The sequence below is a fragment of the Streptomyces sp. NBC_01013 genome (assembly GCF_045162765.1).
GTDB lineage: Bacteria > Actinomycetota > Actinomycetes > Streptomycetales > Streptomycetaceae > Streptomyces.
The window spans coordinates 3,906,505-3,924,058 of record NZ_CP108687.1 but is presented as its reverse complement, the minus strand read 5'-3'; the positions used below and the strand labels follow the sequence as shown (position 1 = coordinate 3,924,058).

The following is a 17,554-nucleotide window of genomic DNA, read 5'->3' as shown; positions in this document are numbered from 1 at the left end:
GCCCCAGTGGCGTCCAACAAGCCTGCCCCCGAAGCTCCCTCCCGGTTCGGGTCCGAGTACGGCGATGACTTCGCGACCCGGCCCGCCACCACTTTCGGTACGGAGTACGGGGCCGCCTACGCGACCGATTACGGGACCGATCGGGGCAGCGACTTCGGCAACGACTTCCGCGCCGACGACTCCGGGCCCGACAGGACCTGGGAGGAATGGAATCCCACCGAGGAGTCCATTCGGCCGGTGCGCGGCAAGCACCGCGTCGCCAAGCAGCGCAATGGTCTGGCTCGCAGCTCCACCGTCCTCGGCGTCGGCGTCATCGCGGCCGTCGGTGCGGGTGGCATGGCCACCGCCCAGAGCAAGCCGCCGGTCTCCATTTCTCTTCCCGATTCCATCGCGGACAATCTCCCTGACGCCAAGTCCCTCCCGGGTGTCGGCGCACTGTTCTCGGGCGAGACCGAGTCCGCGGCGGAGAAGGCCGCGGCCGAGACCGCTTCCGCTCCGCTGACGACGGCGGGTATCACCACCGCCGAGGCCGAGCAGGGCACCACCGACGCCGGTGAGGCACTCCGCGCCCGCATCCTCCAGCAGGCCGAGCAGCAGCAGGACGCCGCCGACGCCGAGGTGAAGGCGGTCGCGGAGAAGGCCGCAGCGGAGAAGGCCGCAGCCGAGGCGAAGAAGCAGCAGGACGCCGCCGAGGCCAAGATCGCCGCCGAGAAGAAGAAGGCGGCGGAGGAGGCGGCGAAGAAGGCGGAGGCCCTGCGACTGGCCAAGCTCGCCGCCAGCTACGCCATCCCCACCTCTTCGTACACGATCACCTCGACCTTCGGCGAGGCCGGATCGATGTGGTCCTCCGGCTACCACACGGGCCTCGACTTCGCGGCGCCGACCGGTACCCCGATCAAGGCCATCCACACCGGCACGGTCACGTCGGCCGGCTACTCCGGTTCCTACGGCTACCGCACGGTCCTGGAGCTGGAGGACGGCACGGAGCTGTGGTTCTGCCACCAGTCCTCGATCGATGTCAGCATCGGCCAGAAGGTCACGACGGGCGACACCATCGGGCGCGTCGGCGCGACCGGCAACGTGACCGGCCCGCACCTCCACCTGGAGGTCCACACCCCGGACGGCACCGGCATCGACCCGATGCCCTGGCTGACCGCGCGGGGCCTCACGGTCTGAGACCGTTCCCCCCCGCCGGGTTCTCCGGCCCATCGCCCCGGCAGCCCTGACGCTCACCCCCCGACGTCAGGGCTGCCGGTCCGTGTCCGTCCACTCTCGGGCCGGTTCAGATGTATCGGCCACGGAATAGCGGAACCCGTGACAGCGGTTGTTCCCTTCATGACTTCTCTCCGCAAGCTCGGCTCCTCCGGCCTCCAGGTCTTCCCGCTCGCCCTCGGAGGCAACGTCTTCGGCTGGACCGCCGACGAGGCGCAGTCCTTCGCCGTCCTCGACGCGTACGCGGCGGCCGGCGGCAACTTCGTCGACACCGCCGACTCCTACTCGGCGTGGGTCCTCGGCAACGAGGGCGGAGAGTCGGAGACCCTCATCGGCAAGTGGCTCGCCGCGCGCGGAAACCGCTCCGACATCGTCGTGGCCACCAAGGTCGGCGCACACCCCGCGTACAAGGGGCTCTCCGCCACCACCATCAAGGCCGCCGCCGAGGAGTCCCTGCGCCGGCTCGGCACCGACCACATCGACCTCTATTACACGCACTTCGACGACGAGACGGTCCCGGTCGAGGAGATCATCACCGCACTCGACCAGCTGGTGAAGGACGGCAAGGTCCGCGAGATCGCCGCGTCCAACATCAGCTCGCAGCGACTGCGCGCCTCGCTGGACTTCTCGGAGCGCGAGGGGCTCGCCCGCTACGTGGCACTGCAGCCGCACTACAACCTCGTCTCCCGGGACACCTACGAGGGCGAGCTCCAGGACACCGCCGCCGACGCCGGCCTCGCGGCTGTTCCGTACTTCGCCCTCGCCTCCGGGTTCCTCACCGGCAAGTACCGCCCGGGGACGGCCGTGGAGAGCGCGCGGGCCGGGAGTGCGGGCGCGCACCTGGAGTCCGCGCGTGGACAGAAGGTGCTCGCCGCGCTCGACAAGGTGGCCCAGGAGCGGGACGCGGAGATCGCGACCGTGGCGCTTGCATGGCTGGCGGCCCGGCCCACCGTCGCCGCACCGATCGCCTCGGCCCGCACGGTCGAGCAGCTTCCGGCCCTGGTGGCCGTCGCCGGTCTTCGGCTGACGGACCAGGACCTGGCCGACCTCACCGAGGCTTCCGCCTAAGGGCTGGGTTGTTCGTACCGCGGCTGGTTGTAGTGCGGCGGGTTCGTGTACGCCGGTGCGCTGTAGGGCTGCCCGGTGTACGGGTGTGAGGGGTGCGGGTACGGGGCATGGCCGCCGTGGGGCGGGTACGCCCCGTAGCCCTGGGCCGGTCCCGGGTACGGCCCGCCCGAAGAGGGCACGAACCTCGGGCGCAGACGACCCGTGGCCTGCGCCGCGAACGCCAGGGCGGGACCCGCGGTCCCTCTGCGTTGCCACAGGTGGTGCAGCAACTCCCGCTCGCGCTCGGCGAAGTCCGGGCCCGCCGTGCCGCGGCGGGCCTGTCGCCGGAGGAAGGCCAGCGAGGTCGCGAACGACTCGTACTCGGCGACCGTCCGGGCCGCCGCCCTGCCCTGGGCCTTCACCTCTTTCCGCGCCCCGGCGGGCATCCGGGCGCGTGCGTGGGCGTGGGCGGCGTGATGGGCGTGCGCGGGAGCGTGTGCCGGATGGTGCGGGTAGCCGTGAGGCGTGCCGTACGGGCCCGCCGTCGCTGCCCCCGCGCGCCGGCGGGCGACGTCCCGGGCCATGCCGCGGGCCCGCATCGAGGAGAGGGCGAGAGGCTCGGCGGGGGACAGCCAGCCGGCTGCGGCGTACGCCGGCAGTTCGACGCCGAGGGTGCGCAGCTCGCGTCGGCGGGCCCAGATCGCCAGCCAGGTCACCAGCCCGAAGACCGGGACCATGAAGGCCCCGTACACGGCGTAGAAACCGTACGGGCCGAACGAGGACGAGCCGTTCCACAGGGCGTGCATGCCCATGGCGAGGAGAAGGCCCAGCAGCGGAAGCGCGATGCGCCGCAACCGCTGATGGCGCGCACTGCTCGCGGCGATCCCGAAACCTATGCCCGTCAGCACGGTGAAGAGCGGATGGGCGAACGGCGACATCACCGCACGTACGAAGAACGTCGCCACGGTCACGGAGGCGAAGCCCGAGCCCATCTGCTGGTCCTCGCCGAAGGCGTTGCCCAGATAGAGGATGTTCTCGGTGAAGGCGAAACCTGTCGCGGTGAAGCCGGCGACGACCACGCCGTCGACGATCCCGCCGAAGTCCCGTCGCCGAAAGAGGAAGAGCAGCAGGACGGCTGCCGCCTTGGCGCTCTCCTCCACGACGGGAGCTATGACCGTGGCGCCCAGGGTGTCCGCGCCGCCCGGATCGGCCGTGGCGGTGGCGATCCACCGTGTCGCGAAGGAGTTCGCGATGATCGCCACCAGGGCGGCCGCGCAGGCACCCCAGGCGAAGGCGAACAGCATGGTGCGCCACGGGCCCGGTTCGACCCGGTCCAGCCAGCGGAACGCCGTCATCAGGACCGGGACGGGCAGCACGGCCAGACCCAGCCCGACGAGGAACCCCTGCGTCCCCGTCTGGTCGCGGACCAGGGCGAGGATCACCAGCCCGCAGAGCGCCAGCACGGTGAAGACGGCGACGAGGCGGAACGTCCTGCTCCGCCACAGCATGCCGACCCGGCGTGGGTGATAGCGCCACTGGCCCCGGTCCGGTACGGCAGCCAGGATCTCGCCGACCCGGTGCTCCTCGAGCACGGGGACGGCCGGCTGCGACTGTCGCTGAACAGACCCGTCGGACACCCCACGACCCTAACGAGCCGGACTGACAACGGCCATGGTGCATGGATCGCACTCGGGTGGGCCGGGGACCGCCGGGTGTCCGGTCAGTGGCGGGTACTCGGATGGGCCGGTGACCGCCGGGTGTCCGGTCAGCGGCGGGCGAAGAGCAGGTCGTGCACCACGTGGCCCTTGTCCAGTCCCTGCCCCTCGAACCGGGTCAGCGGCCGGAACGCGGGCCGTGGTGCGTAGCCGCCGTCCGCGGCCGTGTTCTCGAAGCGGGGGTGCGCGCTCAGCACCTCAAGCATCTGCTCGGCGTACGGCTCCCAGTCGGTCGCGCAGTGCAGCACCGCTCCGGGCTTCAGTCGCTGCGCCGCCAGGTCGAGGAACTCCGGCTGGATCAGCCGGCGCTTGTGGTGGCGCGACTTGGGCCACGGGTCGGGGAAGTACACCCGCAGCCCGTCCAGTGCGTCCGGCTCAAGCATCTCGCGCAGCAGGATGATCGCGTCCCCGTTGGCGACCCGGATGTTGGACACGCCGTTCCGGTCCGCGAGGCCGAGCAGATTGCCCTGGCCGGGGGTGTGCACGTCGACGGCGAGAATGCCGGTGCCCGGGTCGTCGGCGGCCATCTGAGCGGTGGCCTCGCCCATGCCGAAGCCGATCTCCAGGACCACCGGGAGTCCGTCGAACAGCTCCCGCAGATCGAGGACCCGCAGCCCGTCGATGTCCAGGCCCCACTTCGGCCAGAGGCGCTCCAGGGCGTCCTGCTGGCCGGGTGTGACCCGGCTGCGGCGCGGCTGGAAACTACGGATCCGGCGCTCGTGGTGCGAGCCGGCCGGATCGGCGGCGGGGCCGCCCGGGAAGCGGGGCTCCTGGCGCAGCCTGCGCGCACGGTCCAGGGCCGCGGCGCGCAGTTCGTCCGGGATTCCGGCGGTCGCGGGGGCGGCGTCGTCCGTGTCGGCGTCGTCCGTGCCCGCCGAAGCCGCATGGCTCGTGCCGGCGGAGGCCGCATGGTTCGTGGCGGCGTCGTCCGCACCGTTCGTGCCGGTGGGAGGCGCCCCGGTGGGGAGCGTGCCGTCCGGCTCGGCAGCGGTGTCGCCGGGCGTCGCGGGGGAGGGGTTCAAGGGCTCAGACACAATGCCCTGATTCTACGGCGGGCGGCTTCCACCCCGTCCCCTGAGCCCGGAGCAGCGCCCTGCGTGCCACCTCCCGGCCGATGGGCAGCGCGGCCGTGGCGGCGGGCGACGGGGCGTTCAGCACGTGGACGGTGTGCGGGGCCTCGCGGATCAGGAAGTCGTCCACCAGCGTGCCGTCCCGCAGCACCGCCTGGGCCCTGACTCCGGCCGGGGCCGGGCGCAGATCGGCCTCCGTCACCTCGGGCAGGAGCCGCCGTACGGCCGCCGTGAACGCGTGCTTCGACAGCGAGCGGTGCACCTCGCCCGCGCCGTACCGCCAGTGTCTGCGGGCGATCCGCCACGAGCCCGGCCAGCTGACCGTGTCCAGCAGCTCGCGGGGGCGGACGACCGGCCATCCGTACCCCTCGCGGGCCAGTGCCGGCACCGCGTTCGGTCCGACGTGGACGCTGCCGTCGTGGCCACGGGTCAGATGCACGCCGAGGAACGGGAACGCCGGATCGGGCACCGGATAGACCAGGCCGCGCACCAGCTCGGGCCGGGCCAGCTCGTAGTACTCGCCCCGGAAGGGCACGATGCGCATCTCCGGGTCGTCGCCCGCCAGCCGTGCCATCCGGTCACAGTGCAGCCCCGCGCAGTTGACCAGCACCCGCGCCCGCACCACCAGGCCGTCCGCCGTGCGCACCGCGACGCCCCACTGCCGGCGGTCGATCGCGGTGACCTCGGCGCCGAACCTGATCAGGCCACCGCCACCGCGCACCTCGGTGGCGAACCGCTCGGCGACCGCGCCGAAGTCGCACACCCCCGTCGTGCCCACCCGGATCGCGGCGAGGCCCCGTACCCGTGGTTCGTACTCGGCGATCTGCGCGGGACCCAGCTCGCGCACCGGCAGCCCGTGCTCCCGGCCGCGCTGCACCAGGGCGTGCAGCCGGGGCAGCTCGGAGCGGCCGGTCGCGACGATCAGCTTGCCGGTCACCGCGTGGGCGATGCCGTGCTCTCGGCAGAAGTCGACCATCTCCGCCGCACCGCGCAGCGCGTACCGCGCCTTCAGCGAGCCCGGGGGGTAGTAGATACCGCTGTGGATCACTCCGCTGTTGCGCCCGGTCTGGTGGCGCGCCGGGCCCCACTCCTTCTCCAGCACCGTCACGCGCGTGCCCGGTGCGGTCCGCGTGATCGCATACGCGGTCGACAGACCGACGATCCCGCCGCCGATCACCAGCACATCGCAGTCGTACGCCGCGTGCGTCATCATCACGCCACCTCCCACCCCGATAGTGCACTGACCCACTGACAACGCACTTAAACCAGCGCGGGCACAGCGTGGCGCGTCACGTGGCGGCCCCGCGCGGTCGTGGGGAGCGCGGGCCGGCACGGCCCGGCGGGACCGGACGGTGCCAAGGGCTGCCCGTGATCCCCGGCGGGCGCACGACGACGGCTACGGCACCTCGCCGCGTTGGCGGGACCGCCCGAAGGCATCCCCCATGCGGTCGCTCTTCCACCTGCGACGCACCGCATTCGACGCCGCGCGCCGATACACCGGGAGTGACAGGACAGCCCTCAGGCGGGCGCGACCAGCAGCGGGCGGGCGCGCTCCCGCAGCTCGACCACGCGCGGCTCGTCCCCGTAGGGCTCCAGCCGGTGCAGCAGGTCGCGTACGTACTCGGTGGTGCGGGCCGACGAGATGCGGCCTGCCACCTCCACGGCCCGGGTGCCCGCCGCGCAGGCCGCGTCCAGGTTGCCCGACTCCAGCTCGGCGACGGCCGAGACGACGAGCCGCAGACCGTGCGAACGGACGAACTCCTCGGTGGGTCTGGACAGCGCCTGCTCGGTGAAGCGCCGCACCTGCCGGGGCGCCTTCAGGTCGAGATGGCACTCGGCGGCGTCGGCCGCGAACCGGTCGTAGGAGTAGAAGCCCAGCCACGACGGGTCCGCGTCGCCGTCCCGGGAGCGCTCCAGCCACCCTTCGGCGGCCTTCAGGGCGGCCCCGGCGGCCGGCGCGTCGTTCGCCTTCGCATGGGCCCGGGCCTCCACCAGGCGGAAGAAGCTCATGGTGCGTGCCGTGGCGAGTCCGCGGTTGCGCTCGACCGCCGCCTGCGCGAGGTCGACGCCCTCGTCGGCGAAGCCGCGATAGGTCGCCTGGAGCGACATGGACGCGAGGACGTAGCCGCCGAGCGGTACGTCGGCCGCGGCCCGTGCCAGGCGAAGCGCCTGGATGTAGTAGCGCTGGGCCGCCTCCTGCTGACCGGTGTCGAAGGCCATCCAGCCCGCCAGCCTGGTCAGTTCGGCCGCCGCTCCGAAGAGCGCCCGGCCGACCTCGTCGCTGTACGAACCCAGCAGCAGGGGTGCCGCGTCGACTCGTAAGCACTCCGGGACCATGGACGAACGCCAGTCACCGCCGCCGTACTTGGAGTCCCAGCGGCGCGCGTCCTGGGCGGCCTCCCGCAGCTTGGACACATCGCTGTGGCCGACCCGCAACGGCGAGACCTCGTGCGCGGAATCCGGGCCGGGCTGGACCGGGATCGACACACCGTGTCCGGGCATGAGCGAGGTGCCGGGCTTGGCGGAGGCGTGACGTCCGGGGGCCGCTGCCGTGGACTGTCCCGACGCGTCCTGCGAGGGTACGGAGCCCGAGCTGCCCCCCCGGACCGGAGCGCCGGTCGGAGGTGAAGTGCCTGGAGCACTCGATGCCCCCTGCGCCCCTGACGCGCCCCGTGCGCCCTGCGTGCTGTGCGTGCCCAGGATGGCGGCCACTGCCGCCGTCGAGGCACGGGCCACCGAGGGGTCTGCGGGGGATATCAGCCAGCGGGACGCGGGGGTCGCGTACGCACTCACCGAGAAGGAACCCGCCAGCGACTGCCAGATCCCCCCGCTGCCCGCCCGCCGTCCGGCCAGATCCAGCCGGTACAGCTCGGTCGCGGACCGGACCGCCTCACCCACGTCGCGCGGGAACGCCAGTCCGACCTCCGGCGCCGGATCGGCGTCGGCCAGCCCGATCTCGTGCAGCGGGACCGGCCGGCCGAGCTTGGCGCCGATCGCCGCAGCGATGAGATGGGGCGCGGCGCCCTGGGGCACCATGCCCTTGGAGACCCAACGGGCCACCGATGTCTTGTCGTACCGAAGTGTCAGTCCGCGCTGCGCCCCGAGGTCGTTGACCCGCCGGGCGAGCCCGGCGTTGCTGATTCCCGCGAGGGCGAGAACGGTTCCGAGTTTCTCGTTCGGTCCGCGTTGCTCCCTGGACATGCGCCACCCCTCGACACACAGACGGCAGCCGCGTCACCGATGCGGCGCGCGGCATTCGTACCGGGTTCTCCCCAGGGACGAACCCCGGCACTCCGGCCGCACACGCATTTGGCCGAGCCCCGAGGAATATGCCGCCCTGCTGAGAACATCAGTAAACCCAGCGTAGTTCGCCGCATCCCTACCGTTAAGGGCCAGACGTCCGTATGGCGGGATTGTTGTCCGTACCGGCCACCACGCGGCGAACAGTCGGGAGCCGGGCGTCGCGAGGGGCCGAAGGGGCAGGAGGGGAGAGCGGGAGGCGAACGCCGCGCGAAGGAAGGGCGGAGGAATGGCGGGGGTACGGAGGAGGCTTTGTGGAGCCCGCCCGTACCCGTGCGGAGATCGCCGGGGCGGCGCCCGGGAGAGGGTGAAGGAGGGCGCGGACGGGGAGCGGATCGCGGGGGCGGCGCGGTCGGCCGGGCTCCTCTCCCGCCCGTCGACCAGCCAGGACCCGTGTGCGGAGGTGTGTCCGGCGCCTTGGCCTTACGGCTCCGGCGGTGCCCGCCGGAGCCCCCGTCCGGGGTGTCCTGGCGTGCTCCTGGTGTGTGGCCGTGCGCCCGGCCGTGCGCTCTGGCCCGGCCCCGGCGAGAGGGCTTGCATGGATGCTGCGTGGGTCGGCCCGCTGCACTGGACACAGCGGGCTGGGGGAACACCGTCGCCTCATTCCCCGCAGGCGGCGGACCGGTCCGGGGGGCGGACCGCGCCTCCCGGACCGTGCGTCGCGCCGGTGCGGCGGCGATCCGTCCGGGCGGTCCCCGGGTCGGCGGCGGAGCCCTTCCGGGCGCGTGCGAGGTACGCCCGAGGCCTCCCCGCAGCTCGGAACAAACGGGTGCGAACACGGGTAAATATCGTCGGTTCGAGCTGATTGATCGGTTCCCGCGCCTTCCCAGATTGGCCTGATGTCGCCGGTCGACGGAGGTTGGGCCGACGGCTCCGCGACATCTCGGCGGCCGCCCGGTTGATGCGCCGGCGTGGCCGGATCCGGGTCGTCGTTCCGCGGTGCGTTGTAGCGCAAGCAACGCGCGGAATCCGTGGCTCCGTTGCCGTCGGGGCCGACGCGCGCGGGCCGTTCGCGGAACGCCAGGTCCGACGGCTGCTCTCCGGCCTTTGCCAGGGGCGCATGCGCTCACGACGTGCGCCGTCCGTAGCCACTCCTGCGCGCCGTTGTCGTGGCAGCATGTCCGCAACGGCGCCGTGCGTTACCGGAGTTCTCCCGATACTGCCCTGCTGCGCCGTTTTGTCCACAGCCTGTGGAGGCGGCGGTGCGTTGGTTGGTGGGTTGGAGCAGTATCGCCGCGAGCTTCGGCACGGTCGGAGCGGTCGGCGGCAGTGACGAGGGGCGCACGATGCACCCCGTGGGCTCCCAACTCCTCTGGGGGGACCCGGATCCGCTCTGGGCGGTGGGCGACTGGCGACCCGACGAGATCCGTACCGTCCGGGTGAACACCGCTGAAGGCGCCCCGACCGCACGGCTCGCCGTCCTCGGCTGCTGCGGTGCCACCGACGAACAACTGCGCGTAGGGCTGCTCGCCGCCCGGGGCGGAGCGCTGCGCCACCTCACCGCATGGACCGGCAGTTACACGGCCGTCGTCCAGATAGGCCGACGGATCACCGTGGCCGGCGACCTCGCCGGAGCGCGCCCCGTCTTCTACACGCCCTGGGCCGGCGGCACGGCGTACGCCACCGCAGCGCTCCCCCTCGCCGACCTCATCGAGGCCCAGCTGGACATCGGTCACCTCGCCGCCCTGCTCGCCTGCCCCGAAACCCCGGAGGCGCTGCGCGACGGCACTCCGTACCAGGGCGTGAAGCGCATCCCGCCCGGCCATGCGCTGATCCTCCGCGAGGGCTCACGGGAGATCACGGGGTACGAGGCGGTGGCCTCCCTCGCCGTGGCCGCGCCCGAACTCGATCCGGTGAGCGCCGTCGACGGGGTGCGCGACGCCCTCGTCGAGGCGGTGCGCGCCAGACTCCTGGCGCCGCGCCACGCCCCGGAGACCCTGCCGCCCGACCCCGGCCCCGTCCCCGGCATGGGCCCTGCCGAACGCCGTGCCGCCCGGGGCGCGCCCGTCCCCGGGATCGGCTCCGACCTCTCCGGGGGCAGCGCCTCCGCGACGCTCGCCCTGCTCGCCGCCGGGCTCCCCGGTCTGCCCGGCACGATCCTGGGCCATGGCACCGGAGCGGGCGAGCGGCTGCTCGCCGTCACGTTCAACGACCTGACGACCCGCGCGCACGAGGACGAGCTCGAACGCGCCCGCCTCATCGCCGCCAACCCGAGGCTGCACCACGTCGTGGTGGCCGCAGGCGAAGAGGCCCTGCCCTACGCCGACCTGGAGAACGGGCCGCTCACCGACGAGCCGGCCCCCTCCCTCGTCCTCGTCGAGCGCAACCGCCGCCGCCTCTCCGCGGGCAGCGCCGACCATTTCGTGGGCGACGGCGCCCGGCAGGTGCTCGACGCCCATCCGGCCCGTCTCGCAGATCTGCTGATCGATCGCAGACGGCGCCATCTGGTGCGCCCCGTCGCCGCGCTCGCCAAGGCCGAACGCCCCTCCGCGCACTCCCTGTTCGTGCCGCTGACCGTCTACCGGGCCGCCCGTCGGCTGGCCCGTACGTCCTACCGCACCGGTCTCGAAGCGGCGGCCGACCGCCTGCCCGACGCCAACCGCCTCACCCCCGACCTCGACACTCCCGCCGACGCCTCCCTCGCGGCGCTGGCCTGGTCCCGGCCGGGCCCTGCCGCACGGTGGCTCACCGGAGAGGCGCTGGCCGAAGTGTCCGTTCGTCTCCAGGAGGCGGCGATCCGCCCCACCTCCGTCCAGCGCCCCGGCGAGGCCAGGGCCAGGGCCTCCCTCGCCCGGCATGCCGCCGGTCACCGAATCCTGGAACAGGCCGCCGAAGTCCGAAGCCAGCGGCTGCACGCCCCCTTCCTGGACAACCAGGTCGTGCGCGCCGCCCGCGCGCTCCCCGAGTCCCTCAGGGTCCAGCCGGGCGCCCGCGCGGCGATCCTGCGCCGGGTCCTTGCGGGAGCGGGCATCCACGAACTGCCGCCCGGCTGGGGCACCCCGTCCCAAGCCACCTCGGCCGCCGTCACCCGGACCGGTCTGCGCGCCTCCCTGCCCGAGCTGATCGCCCTTTTCGACGCCCCGCTACTCGCCGACGCGGGTCTGGTCGAGGCCCGCGTCGTACGCAAAGCCCTGCGCGCCGCCTCCGAGGGAGAGCCACTCCCTCTGGACGGCCTGGCCGATCTCGCGTCCACGGAACTGTGGCTGCGCCGTCTCATCTCGCGGCGCGGGACCTGCTGGACCGGGTCGGCGGCGCCCCGGCAGCGCGCGGTCGCCGGCGGAGTGGCCCCGGCACGGCGGTCGCTGCAGGGGTAGCCGCAGCCGGTTTCCCACGTCCGGTGTCCCACTCCGCGTGACGGGTGCGGCCTTCGATGCCCTGGCGTGCGAGCGGCGGGCCACAATGGCGGGGTGCGGTATCTGATTCTGGGTGTCACGGAGGCGCGGGACGAGCGCGGCACTGCGCTGCCCCTCGGCGGTACGCGACTGCGCGCCCTGCTCGCCGCACTGGCCCTGAGGCCGGGCCGCGCCGTGCCCGTCACCGAGCTCGTCGCGGACGTCTGGGCGGATGAGCCCCCGGCGGACGCCACCGCCGCGCTCCAGGCCCTTGTCGGGCGGCTGCGGCGGTCGCTGGGCAAGGAGGCGTTGGCCAGCGGCCCCGGGAGTTACCGCCTGGCCGCGCGGCCGGACGACGTCGACCTGTACGTCTTCGAGCGACTGGCCAGGCAGGGCGGAGCCGAACTGGAGGCCGATGCCCCGGCCGACGCGGCCCGCACCCTGCGTACCGCACTCGCACTCTGGCGCGGTCCCGCCCTCGCGGACCTGCCCGACGGGAAGCAGGGCCACGCCCTTCGCCCCGAGGCCCACCGGCTGGCCGCACTGGAGCGCCGCATCGAGGCCGACCTGCGCTGCGCGGTGACCGGGACACAGGTGACCCCCAGCACCCCGGACGTCACCCGGACCCCCGCCACCCCGACCCCCAGCGCCCCGGACGTCACCCCGACCTACGCCACCCCGACCCCTGCCGCCCTCGTTGCCGAGCTGACGGAGCTGACCGCGGCCCACCCGTACGACGAACGCTTCCGTGCCCAGCTCATCCGTGCCCTGCGCACCGACGGCCGGCAGGCCGACGCGCTCGCCGCGTACGAGGACGCGCGCCGCACCCTCGCCGAGGGCCTCGGCACGGACCCCGGGCCCCAACTGACCTCCCTCCACCACGAACTGCTCGCCCCCGCCCCCATCCCGCCCACCCCCGCCCCGACCGGCACGTTTCACGTGAAACCGCCCCGCGGCAACCTCCGTCCCCGGCTCACCTCCTTCGTGGGCCGCGAGCCCGAGCTCCAAGCCATCCGGGACGACCTGACCCGGTCCCGCTTGGTCACCCTCATCGGCCCTGGCGGCTCGGGGAAGACCCGCCTTGCCGAGGAGTCCGCATCACGCGAGGACCGCACCAACGCCACCCCCCGTGACGTCTGGCTTGCCGAACTGGCCCCGGTGGAGGACCCCGACGCCGTCCCGGGAGCCGTGCTGTCAGCACTGGGGCTGCGCGAGACGGCGCTGTTGCGGGACAGCGCCCCCGAGGGACCGTTCCCGCGCACGGACCCGGTCGATCTGCTGGTCGACCGCCTCGGTTCTCGCGCCCGGCCCGTCCTCCTCATCCTCGACAACTGCGAGCACGTCATCGGCGCGGCCGCCGCTCTGGCCGAGATCCTGCTGACCCGCTGCCCGCTCCTGCGCGTCCTCGCCACCAGCCGTGAACCGCTCGGCGTCCCCGGCGAGTCCGTACGACCGGTGGACCCGCTGCCCGCCGAGCCCGCCCACCGTCTGTTCGCCGAGCGTGCCAGGGCCGTCCGCCCCGGTTTCGACCCCGAGCACGAACCGGCCCACGATGCGGGAGCCGTGGCTGAGATCTGCCGCCGCCTGGACGGGCTGCCGCTCGCCATCGAGCTCGCCGCCGCCCGGCTGAGGTTGCTCGGCCCCCGCCAGATCGCGGACCGGCTCGACGACCGGTTCCGCCTGCTGACGGGTGGCAGCAGGACCGTGCTGCCCCGACAGCAGACCCTGCGGGCGGTCGTCGACTGGTCCTGGGACCTCCTTGACGAGGACGAACGCACCGCTCTGCGCCAGGTCTCCGTCTTCGCGGGCGGCTGGGACCTGACCGCCGCGGAAGCCGTCATCAGTACACCGCCCCGCCCCGGCCCCCACAGCTGCGCCGGCACCGCCTATCTGATCGGCGCCCTGGTCGACAAGTCGCTGGTCGTCGCGGCCCCGGCCGAGGACGGCACGATGCGCTACCGCCTTCTGGAGACCATTCACGAGTACGCCGTCGAGCGCATGGCCGAGACCCCGGACATACGGGAGGCCGCTGGGCGCGCCCACACCGCGTACTTCACCGCGCTCGTCGAGGAGGCCGAGCCCCGCCTGCGCTCCGGCGAGCAGCTCCCGTGGATCCAGCGCCTTGAGACGGACCTCGACAACATCCGCGCCGCACTCCAGCGCACCACCTCCCCCGCTCTGCCCTGTGAACCTGACGCGACACGGCTGGTGCTGGGCATGGGCTGGTTCTGGTGGCTGCGCAACTACCGTCCCGAGGGCCTCTCCTGGACTGAGAAGACCCTGGCGCTGGGCCCGGATCCCTCGGACGAGACGGACCCCCGGTACTGGGACCGGATGAACCTCCACATCCTCTGGTTCTTCTACGCGGCGGATCGCGGGCCGACCGAGATGAACCAGGACGACGCCCAGCTCCACGCGCACGTGAGCCGGGTGGCCGAGACGTTCGCCTCCTCCGGGCCGCGGGGCGCCCGGTTCCCCGGGCTGCTCTGGCCGATGACTTCGTTCCTCACCGGGACCACGGACGACGTACGGCGGAAGATCGACGCGGCCGTCGACAACGCTCGTGTCCACGGGGGCGAGTGGGAGTACGGCGTCACGTTGATGTTCCGCACCCACATGCTCGTCGACATGCCGGGAGGCATGCCCGGCATCGACGACGACCTCGCCGAACTACGCGTCCTGAGCCGCCGCATCGGCGACCGGTGGATGCGCGCCCAGGTCGCGAGCGCCGCAGCCGAGGCGGGCATGATGCGCGGGCGGTACGACGAGGCGCGCGCGGCCTACGAGGAGGCGCTGCTGCTGGCCCGCGAGGTGGGGGCCCACGCCGACGCCCCGTTCCTCCTGGCCCGGCTCGCTGAACTCTCCTACCGCACGGGCGACCTGGAAGCCGCCGCACTGGGGCTGGACCGTTCGGAGACCGAGGCGGAAAGCCACCAGGTGCACGACGCGGCCGCCTACACCCACTACCTCCGGGCCACCATGGCGTTCCACCACGGTGATGCGGCGACCGCCCGCCCCCTGCTCGTCGCCGCCCAGAAGGAGGCCGGACGAGGTGGCCCGCCGTCGCACTTCACCGTGGCGCTCGAGGGGCTCTCGGCCCGGATCTCCGTGGACGAGCCCGGGGGCGGCCCCGTCGTCGGACTGCGCGGGCTGACGGCGGCTCTGGTGGCGGCGAGGGAAGCGCAGTGCGCCGAGATCGTCACCGCGTACCTGGCGGACGGCGTGGTGACCGTGCTGCCGAAGGTGGGCGGTCACGCAGCCGCCGCACGCATCCTGGCCGCCGCCGACACCTGGCGGTTGTCCGGACCCAGGACCGAGGCGGAGCAGGCCGAGGTGGATGCGGCCGAGCGGCTGGCCCGTGAGGAACTTGGTCCGCTGCGGTACGAGGAGGAGCGCGTCGCAGGTCTCGGTATGACCATCGACGACGTCATCGACCTGTTGGAAGGGCTCGCCGCGGACCTTCCGTGACCTCCGAGGGACACGGGCGTCGCCGAGCACTTCACGATGAGCGAGTCGGCCCCGGAACGACTGCGTCACTCGCGCTGTACGTTACGCTCCCACCCGGGCCGGGGCGGTTCACCCCGCACGCTGGACGAGACGACTCCCTTCCACACGCCGGTGGTTCCCCCGGCCTAAGGGCTGTCCCGCAATTCCTGGCGGGCGCACGACGACAGCTACGGCACTTCGCCGCGTTGTCGAAACGCCCGAATACATCCAGTATGCGGGCGGCTCTCCGCCTTGCGATACACCGCATCTGACGCCGCACGTTGATCCACCAGGAATTGCGGGACAGCCCTTAGGTACGGGGCGGCTCGCGCTCCCTCAGCGGCAGCTGATGCGCGACTCGGCCCAGTCGGCCAGGGCGATCCCGCCGAACGGGGTCGTCGGCTCCACGACGAGCCGGATCCGCTCCTGGCCCTCGATGCCGACGCTCACCGGAACCGCCGGATCGTCGCCGTTCATCACCGGGGACTCCCACAGCAGCGCCCCGGCGCCGTTGAACACCGAGAACCGCACCGAGCCGAGTCCCATGGTCAGGTCGTCCACGCCGACCATCGCCTCGTAACGCGTGCACTGGCGGTTCAACTGGATGGAGACCGAGGAACGGCTGTGGACCGTCACCCCGTGCGCGTACCGCGTGCCGCCGACCGACATGCCGGACCGCTGCCAGACCCAGCTGCTCTCCCTGAGCACCACCTCTGGGTCGGTGTGGTCGCCGAGCAAGGTGTAGGCCAGCTCGCTGACCTGGTACACCTCCGGGGCCGGCGCGGGCGGCGGTGGGGGAGTAGGCGTCGGTGTGGGCTTGGGCGCGGGGGGCGCCGGAGGCGTGGGCTTCGGCACCGGCGGAGGCGTGGGCGTCGGGGTGGGCTTCGGGGTCGGCGTGGGCGTCGGGGTGGGCTTCGGCGTGGGCGTCGGCGTGGGTTCCGGCGGCGCGGGAGCCGGTGGCGCCGGCTTGGGCTTCGACAGCGCGGGGGTAGGCAGGGGGGTCGGCACGGCCGGTGCCACGGCCGGGGGCCTGGCCACCGGCTTCGCCTCGGGGCGCGGCTGGTCGTTCCCGACCAGCGCCCACACCAGTCCGGCCGCGGCCGCGACGGCGACGGTCGCCGCGATACCGGCCTTCGCCGGGGCCCCGAGCCCCTCGGAAGCGGCGGCGCCACCGGCGGAACCCCCGGACGAGCTTCCCCCGGTCGCCGCGGCCGCGGCCCCCGCACCCGCGGCCCCGACTGCGCCGCCCGTCACGATTCCGGCGGCCTTGAGCGCGTATCCGGCGGCGAACCAGCCGATGACCGCGACCGGCAGCAGCGCGGGGATCCCCGCGTTGACATGGGCCAGTTCGCCTGCCGCGAGCCGGCACTTCGCGCACTCGTCCAGATGGCCGCGCAGGCCGCGCTCGGCCCGCATCCGCAGACCCCCGCGGGCATAGGCGCCGAGCCGGTCGGCATAGCGCGCGCAGTCCCCGCCGGACGTGAGCGCCTGGCTCACATGGGCCTGCAGGTACGCCTGCTTGAGCCCCTCACGGGCGCGGCTGGCCAACACGGACGTGGCATTGGCCGTCAGTCCGAACAGCGGGGCGATGTCGCTGGGCGACTCCTCCTCGACGGTGGTGTGCCACAGGACGGCCTGCCAGCGCTCCGGGAGGCTGCGGAACGCCTGCATCGCCATCGACTGCTCGGCCTCGTGCATGGCCAGCACGTCGGCACCCAGATCGAGCGTGTCCGCGTCCGACACTTCCGAGGTGCGCGTCGCCTGCGTGGCGAAGACCGCGAAGTCGTCGACCAGGTGCTCACGCTTCGCGGTCTTCGTCCACGCGGCGGCGACGTGCCGGACCGCCGTCATCAGGTAGGCCCGCACGGCCTCCTCGGGGCCCTTGCCGCCCCGTACCGCCTGCAGGGTCCTGGCGAAGACCTCGGCCGTCAGGTCGTCGGCGGTGTGCGCATCCCGGCAGCAGGTACGCGCGTAGCGGCGCACGGCGTCGGAATGGCGAAGGAACAGCTCCTCGTACGCGAGGTCGTCGCCGTCCCGCATCCGCAGGATCAGCTGGGCGTCGGAGGGCCCGTCCCCGGCGGGCGTACGGCTGGGCATCCGCTGCATGGGCACCGCGGCTGCGACATCGCTCGCGTCCGTGGCCGTGCCCGCCGGGTTCTCGACCGGAGCGGGCGGCCACGGCCCTGGCAGGACCGTGCCGCCGCCCTCTTCCCCTGCGTCCGGGCGTCGGGACCCGGCCTGGCTCGGCACCTGATGACTGGCCCGCCCGGCCGCTTCGGTGCCGCCGTCCGCGGTGGAGACACCGTCGAGCGACTCTTCCTGCTGCCCGTCACCGCTCATCGCGGACGCCCCCGTATGCGCTGTCGGACCCGAATACCGGGCAAGCGTGCCA

General features: G+C 73.3%; 9 protein-coding genes. 4 read left to right on the top strand and 5 right to left on the bottom strand.

The genetic code is table 11. The annotated features are described in order from the left end of the window. Window positions 1-6 precede the first annotated feature (6 nt). Both OG538_RS16890 and OG538_RS16885 read left to right on the top strand, forming a co-directional pair. On the top strand, window positions 7-1,176 hold the full coding sequence (locus tag OG538_RS16890; protein ID WP_406094449.1) for a M23 family metallopeptidase: 1,170 nt from the start codon (window positions 7-9) through the stop codon (window positions 1,174-1,176). Window positions 1,177-1,335: 159 nt separating this feature from the next. Next, window positions 1,336-2,280, top strand: a complete 945-nt coding sequence (locus tag OG538_RS16885; RefSeq protein WP_406094447.1) for an aldo/keto reductase — start codon at window positions 1,336-1,338, stop codon at window positions 2,278-2,280. Here OG538_RS16885 and OG538_RS16880 read toward each other — a convergent pair. The 4 genes from OG538_RS16880 to OG538_RS16865 form a co-directional block, all read right to left on the bottom strand. Further along, window positions 2,277-3,896 carry a PrsW family glutamic-type intramembrane protease gene (locus tag OG538_RS16880; protein ID WP_406094445.1) on the bottom strand — a complete coding sequence of 540 codons (1,620 nt, stop codon included), beginning with the start codon at window positions 3,894-3,896 and terminating at the stop codon, window positions 2,277-2,279. The genes OG538_RS16885 and OG538_RS16880 overlap by 4 nt on opposite strands. A gap of 128 nt (window positions 3,897-4,024) precedes the next feature. Next, the gene (gene trmB / locus OG538_RS16875) at window positions 4,025-5,008 is read right to left on the bottom strand and encodes a tRNA (guanosine(46)-N7)-methyltransferase TrmB (RefSeq protein WP_406094443.1); all 984 of its coding nucleotides are present in this window, start codon (window positions 5,006-5,008) and stop codon (window positions 4,025-4,027) included. Further along, the gene (gene lhgO, locus OG538_RS16870; protein ID WP_406094441.1) at window positions 5,001-6,257 is read right to left on the bottom strand and encodes an L-2-hydroxyglutarate oxidase; all 1,257 of its coding nucleotides are present in this window, start codon (window positions 6,255-6,257) and stop codon (window positions 5,001-5,003) included. The genes trmB and lhgO overlap by 8 nt, the downstream gene beginning before the upstream one ends. Window positions 6,258-6,562: 305 nt before the next feature. After that, the gene (locus OG538_RS16865) at window positions 6,563-8,245 is read right to left on the bottom strand and encodes a sporulation protein (RefSeq protein WP_406094439.1); all 1,683 of its coding nucleotides are present in this window, start codon (window positions 8,243-8,245) and stop codon (window positions 6,563-6,565) included. Window positions 8,246-9,546: 1,301 nt separating this feature from the next. Between OG538_RS16865 and OG538_RS16860 the strand changes: the two genes are divergently transcribed. Continuing rightward, window positions 9,547-11,658 (top strand): asparagine synthase-related protein, encoded by a 2,112-nt coding sequence (locus tag OG538_RS16860; RefSeq protein ID WP_406094437.1) that lies wholly within the window; start codon window positions 9,547-9,549, stop codon window positions 11,656-11,658. A gap of 93 nt (window positions 11,659-11,751) precedes the next feature. Beyond that, complete coding sequence (locus tag OG538_RS16855; RefSeq protein WP_406094435.1) at window positions 11,752-15,144, top strand: AfsR/SARP family transcriptional regulator; 3,393 nt, start codon at window positions 11,752-11,754, stop codon at window positions 15,142-15,144. Between the two features lie 354 nt (window positions 15,145-15,498). Here the strand turns inward: OG538_RS16855 and OG538_RS16850 are convergent, their stop codons facing one another. Continuing rightward, a complete protein-coding gene (locus OG538_RS16850) occupies window positions 15,499-17,502 on the bottom strand; it encodes a sigma-70 family RNA polymerase sigma factor (RefSeq protein WP_406094433.1) in 2,004 nt (667 codons plus the stop codon). Window positions 17,503-17,554: the final 52 nt, after the last annotated feature.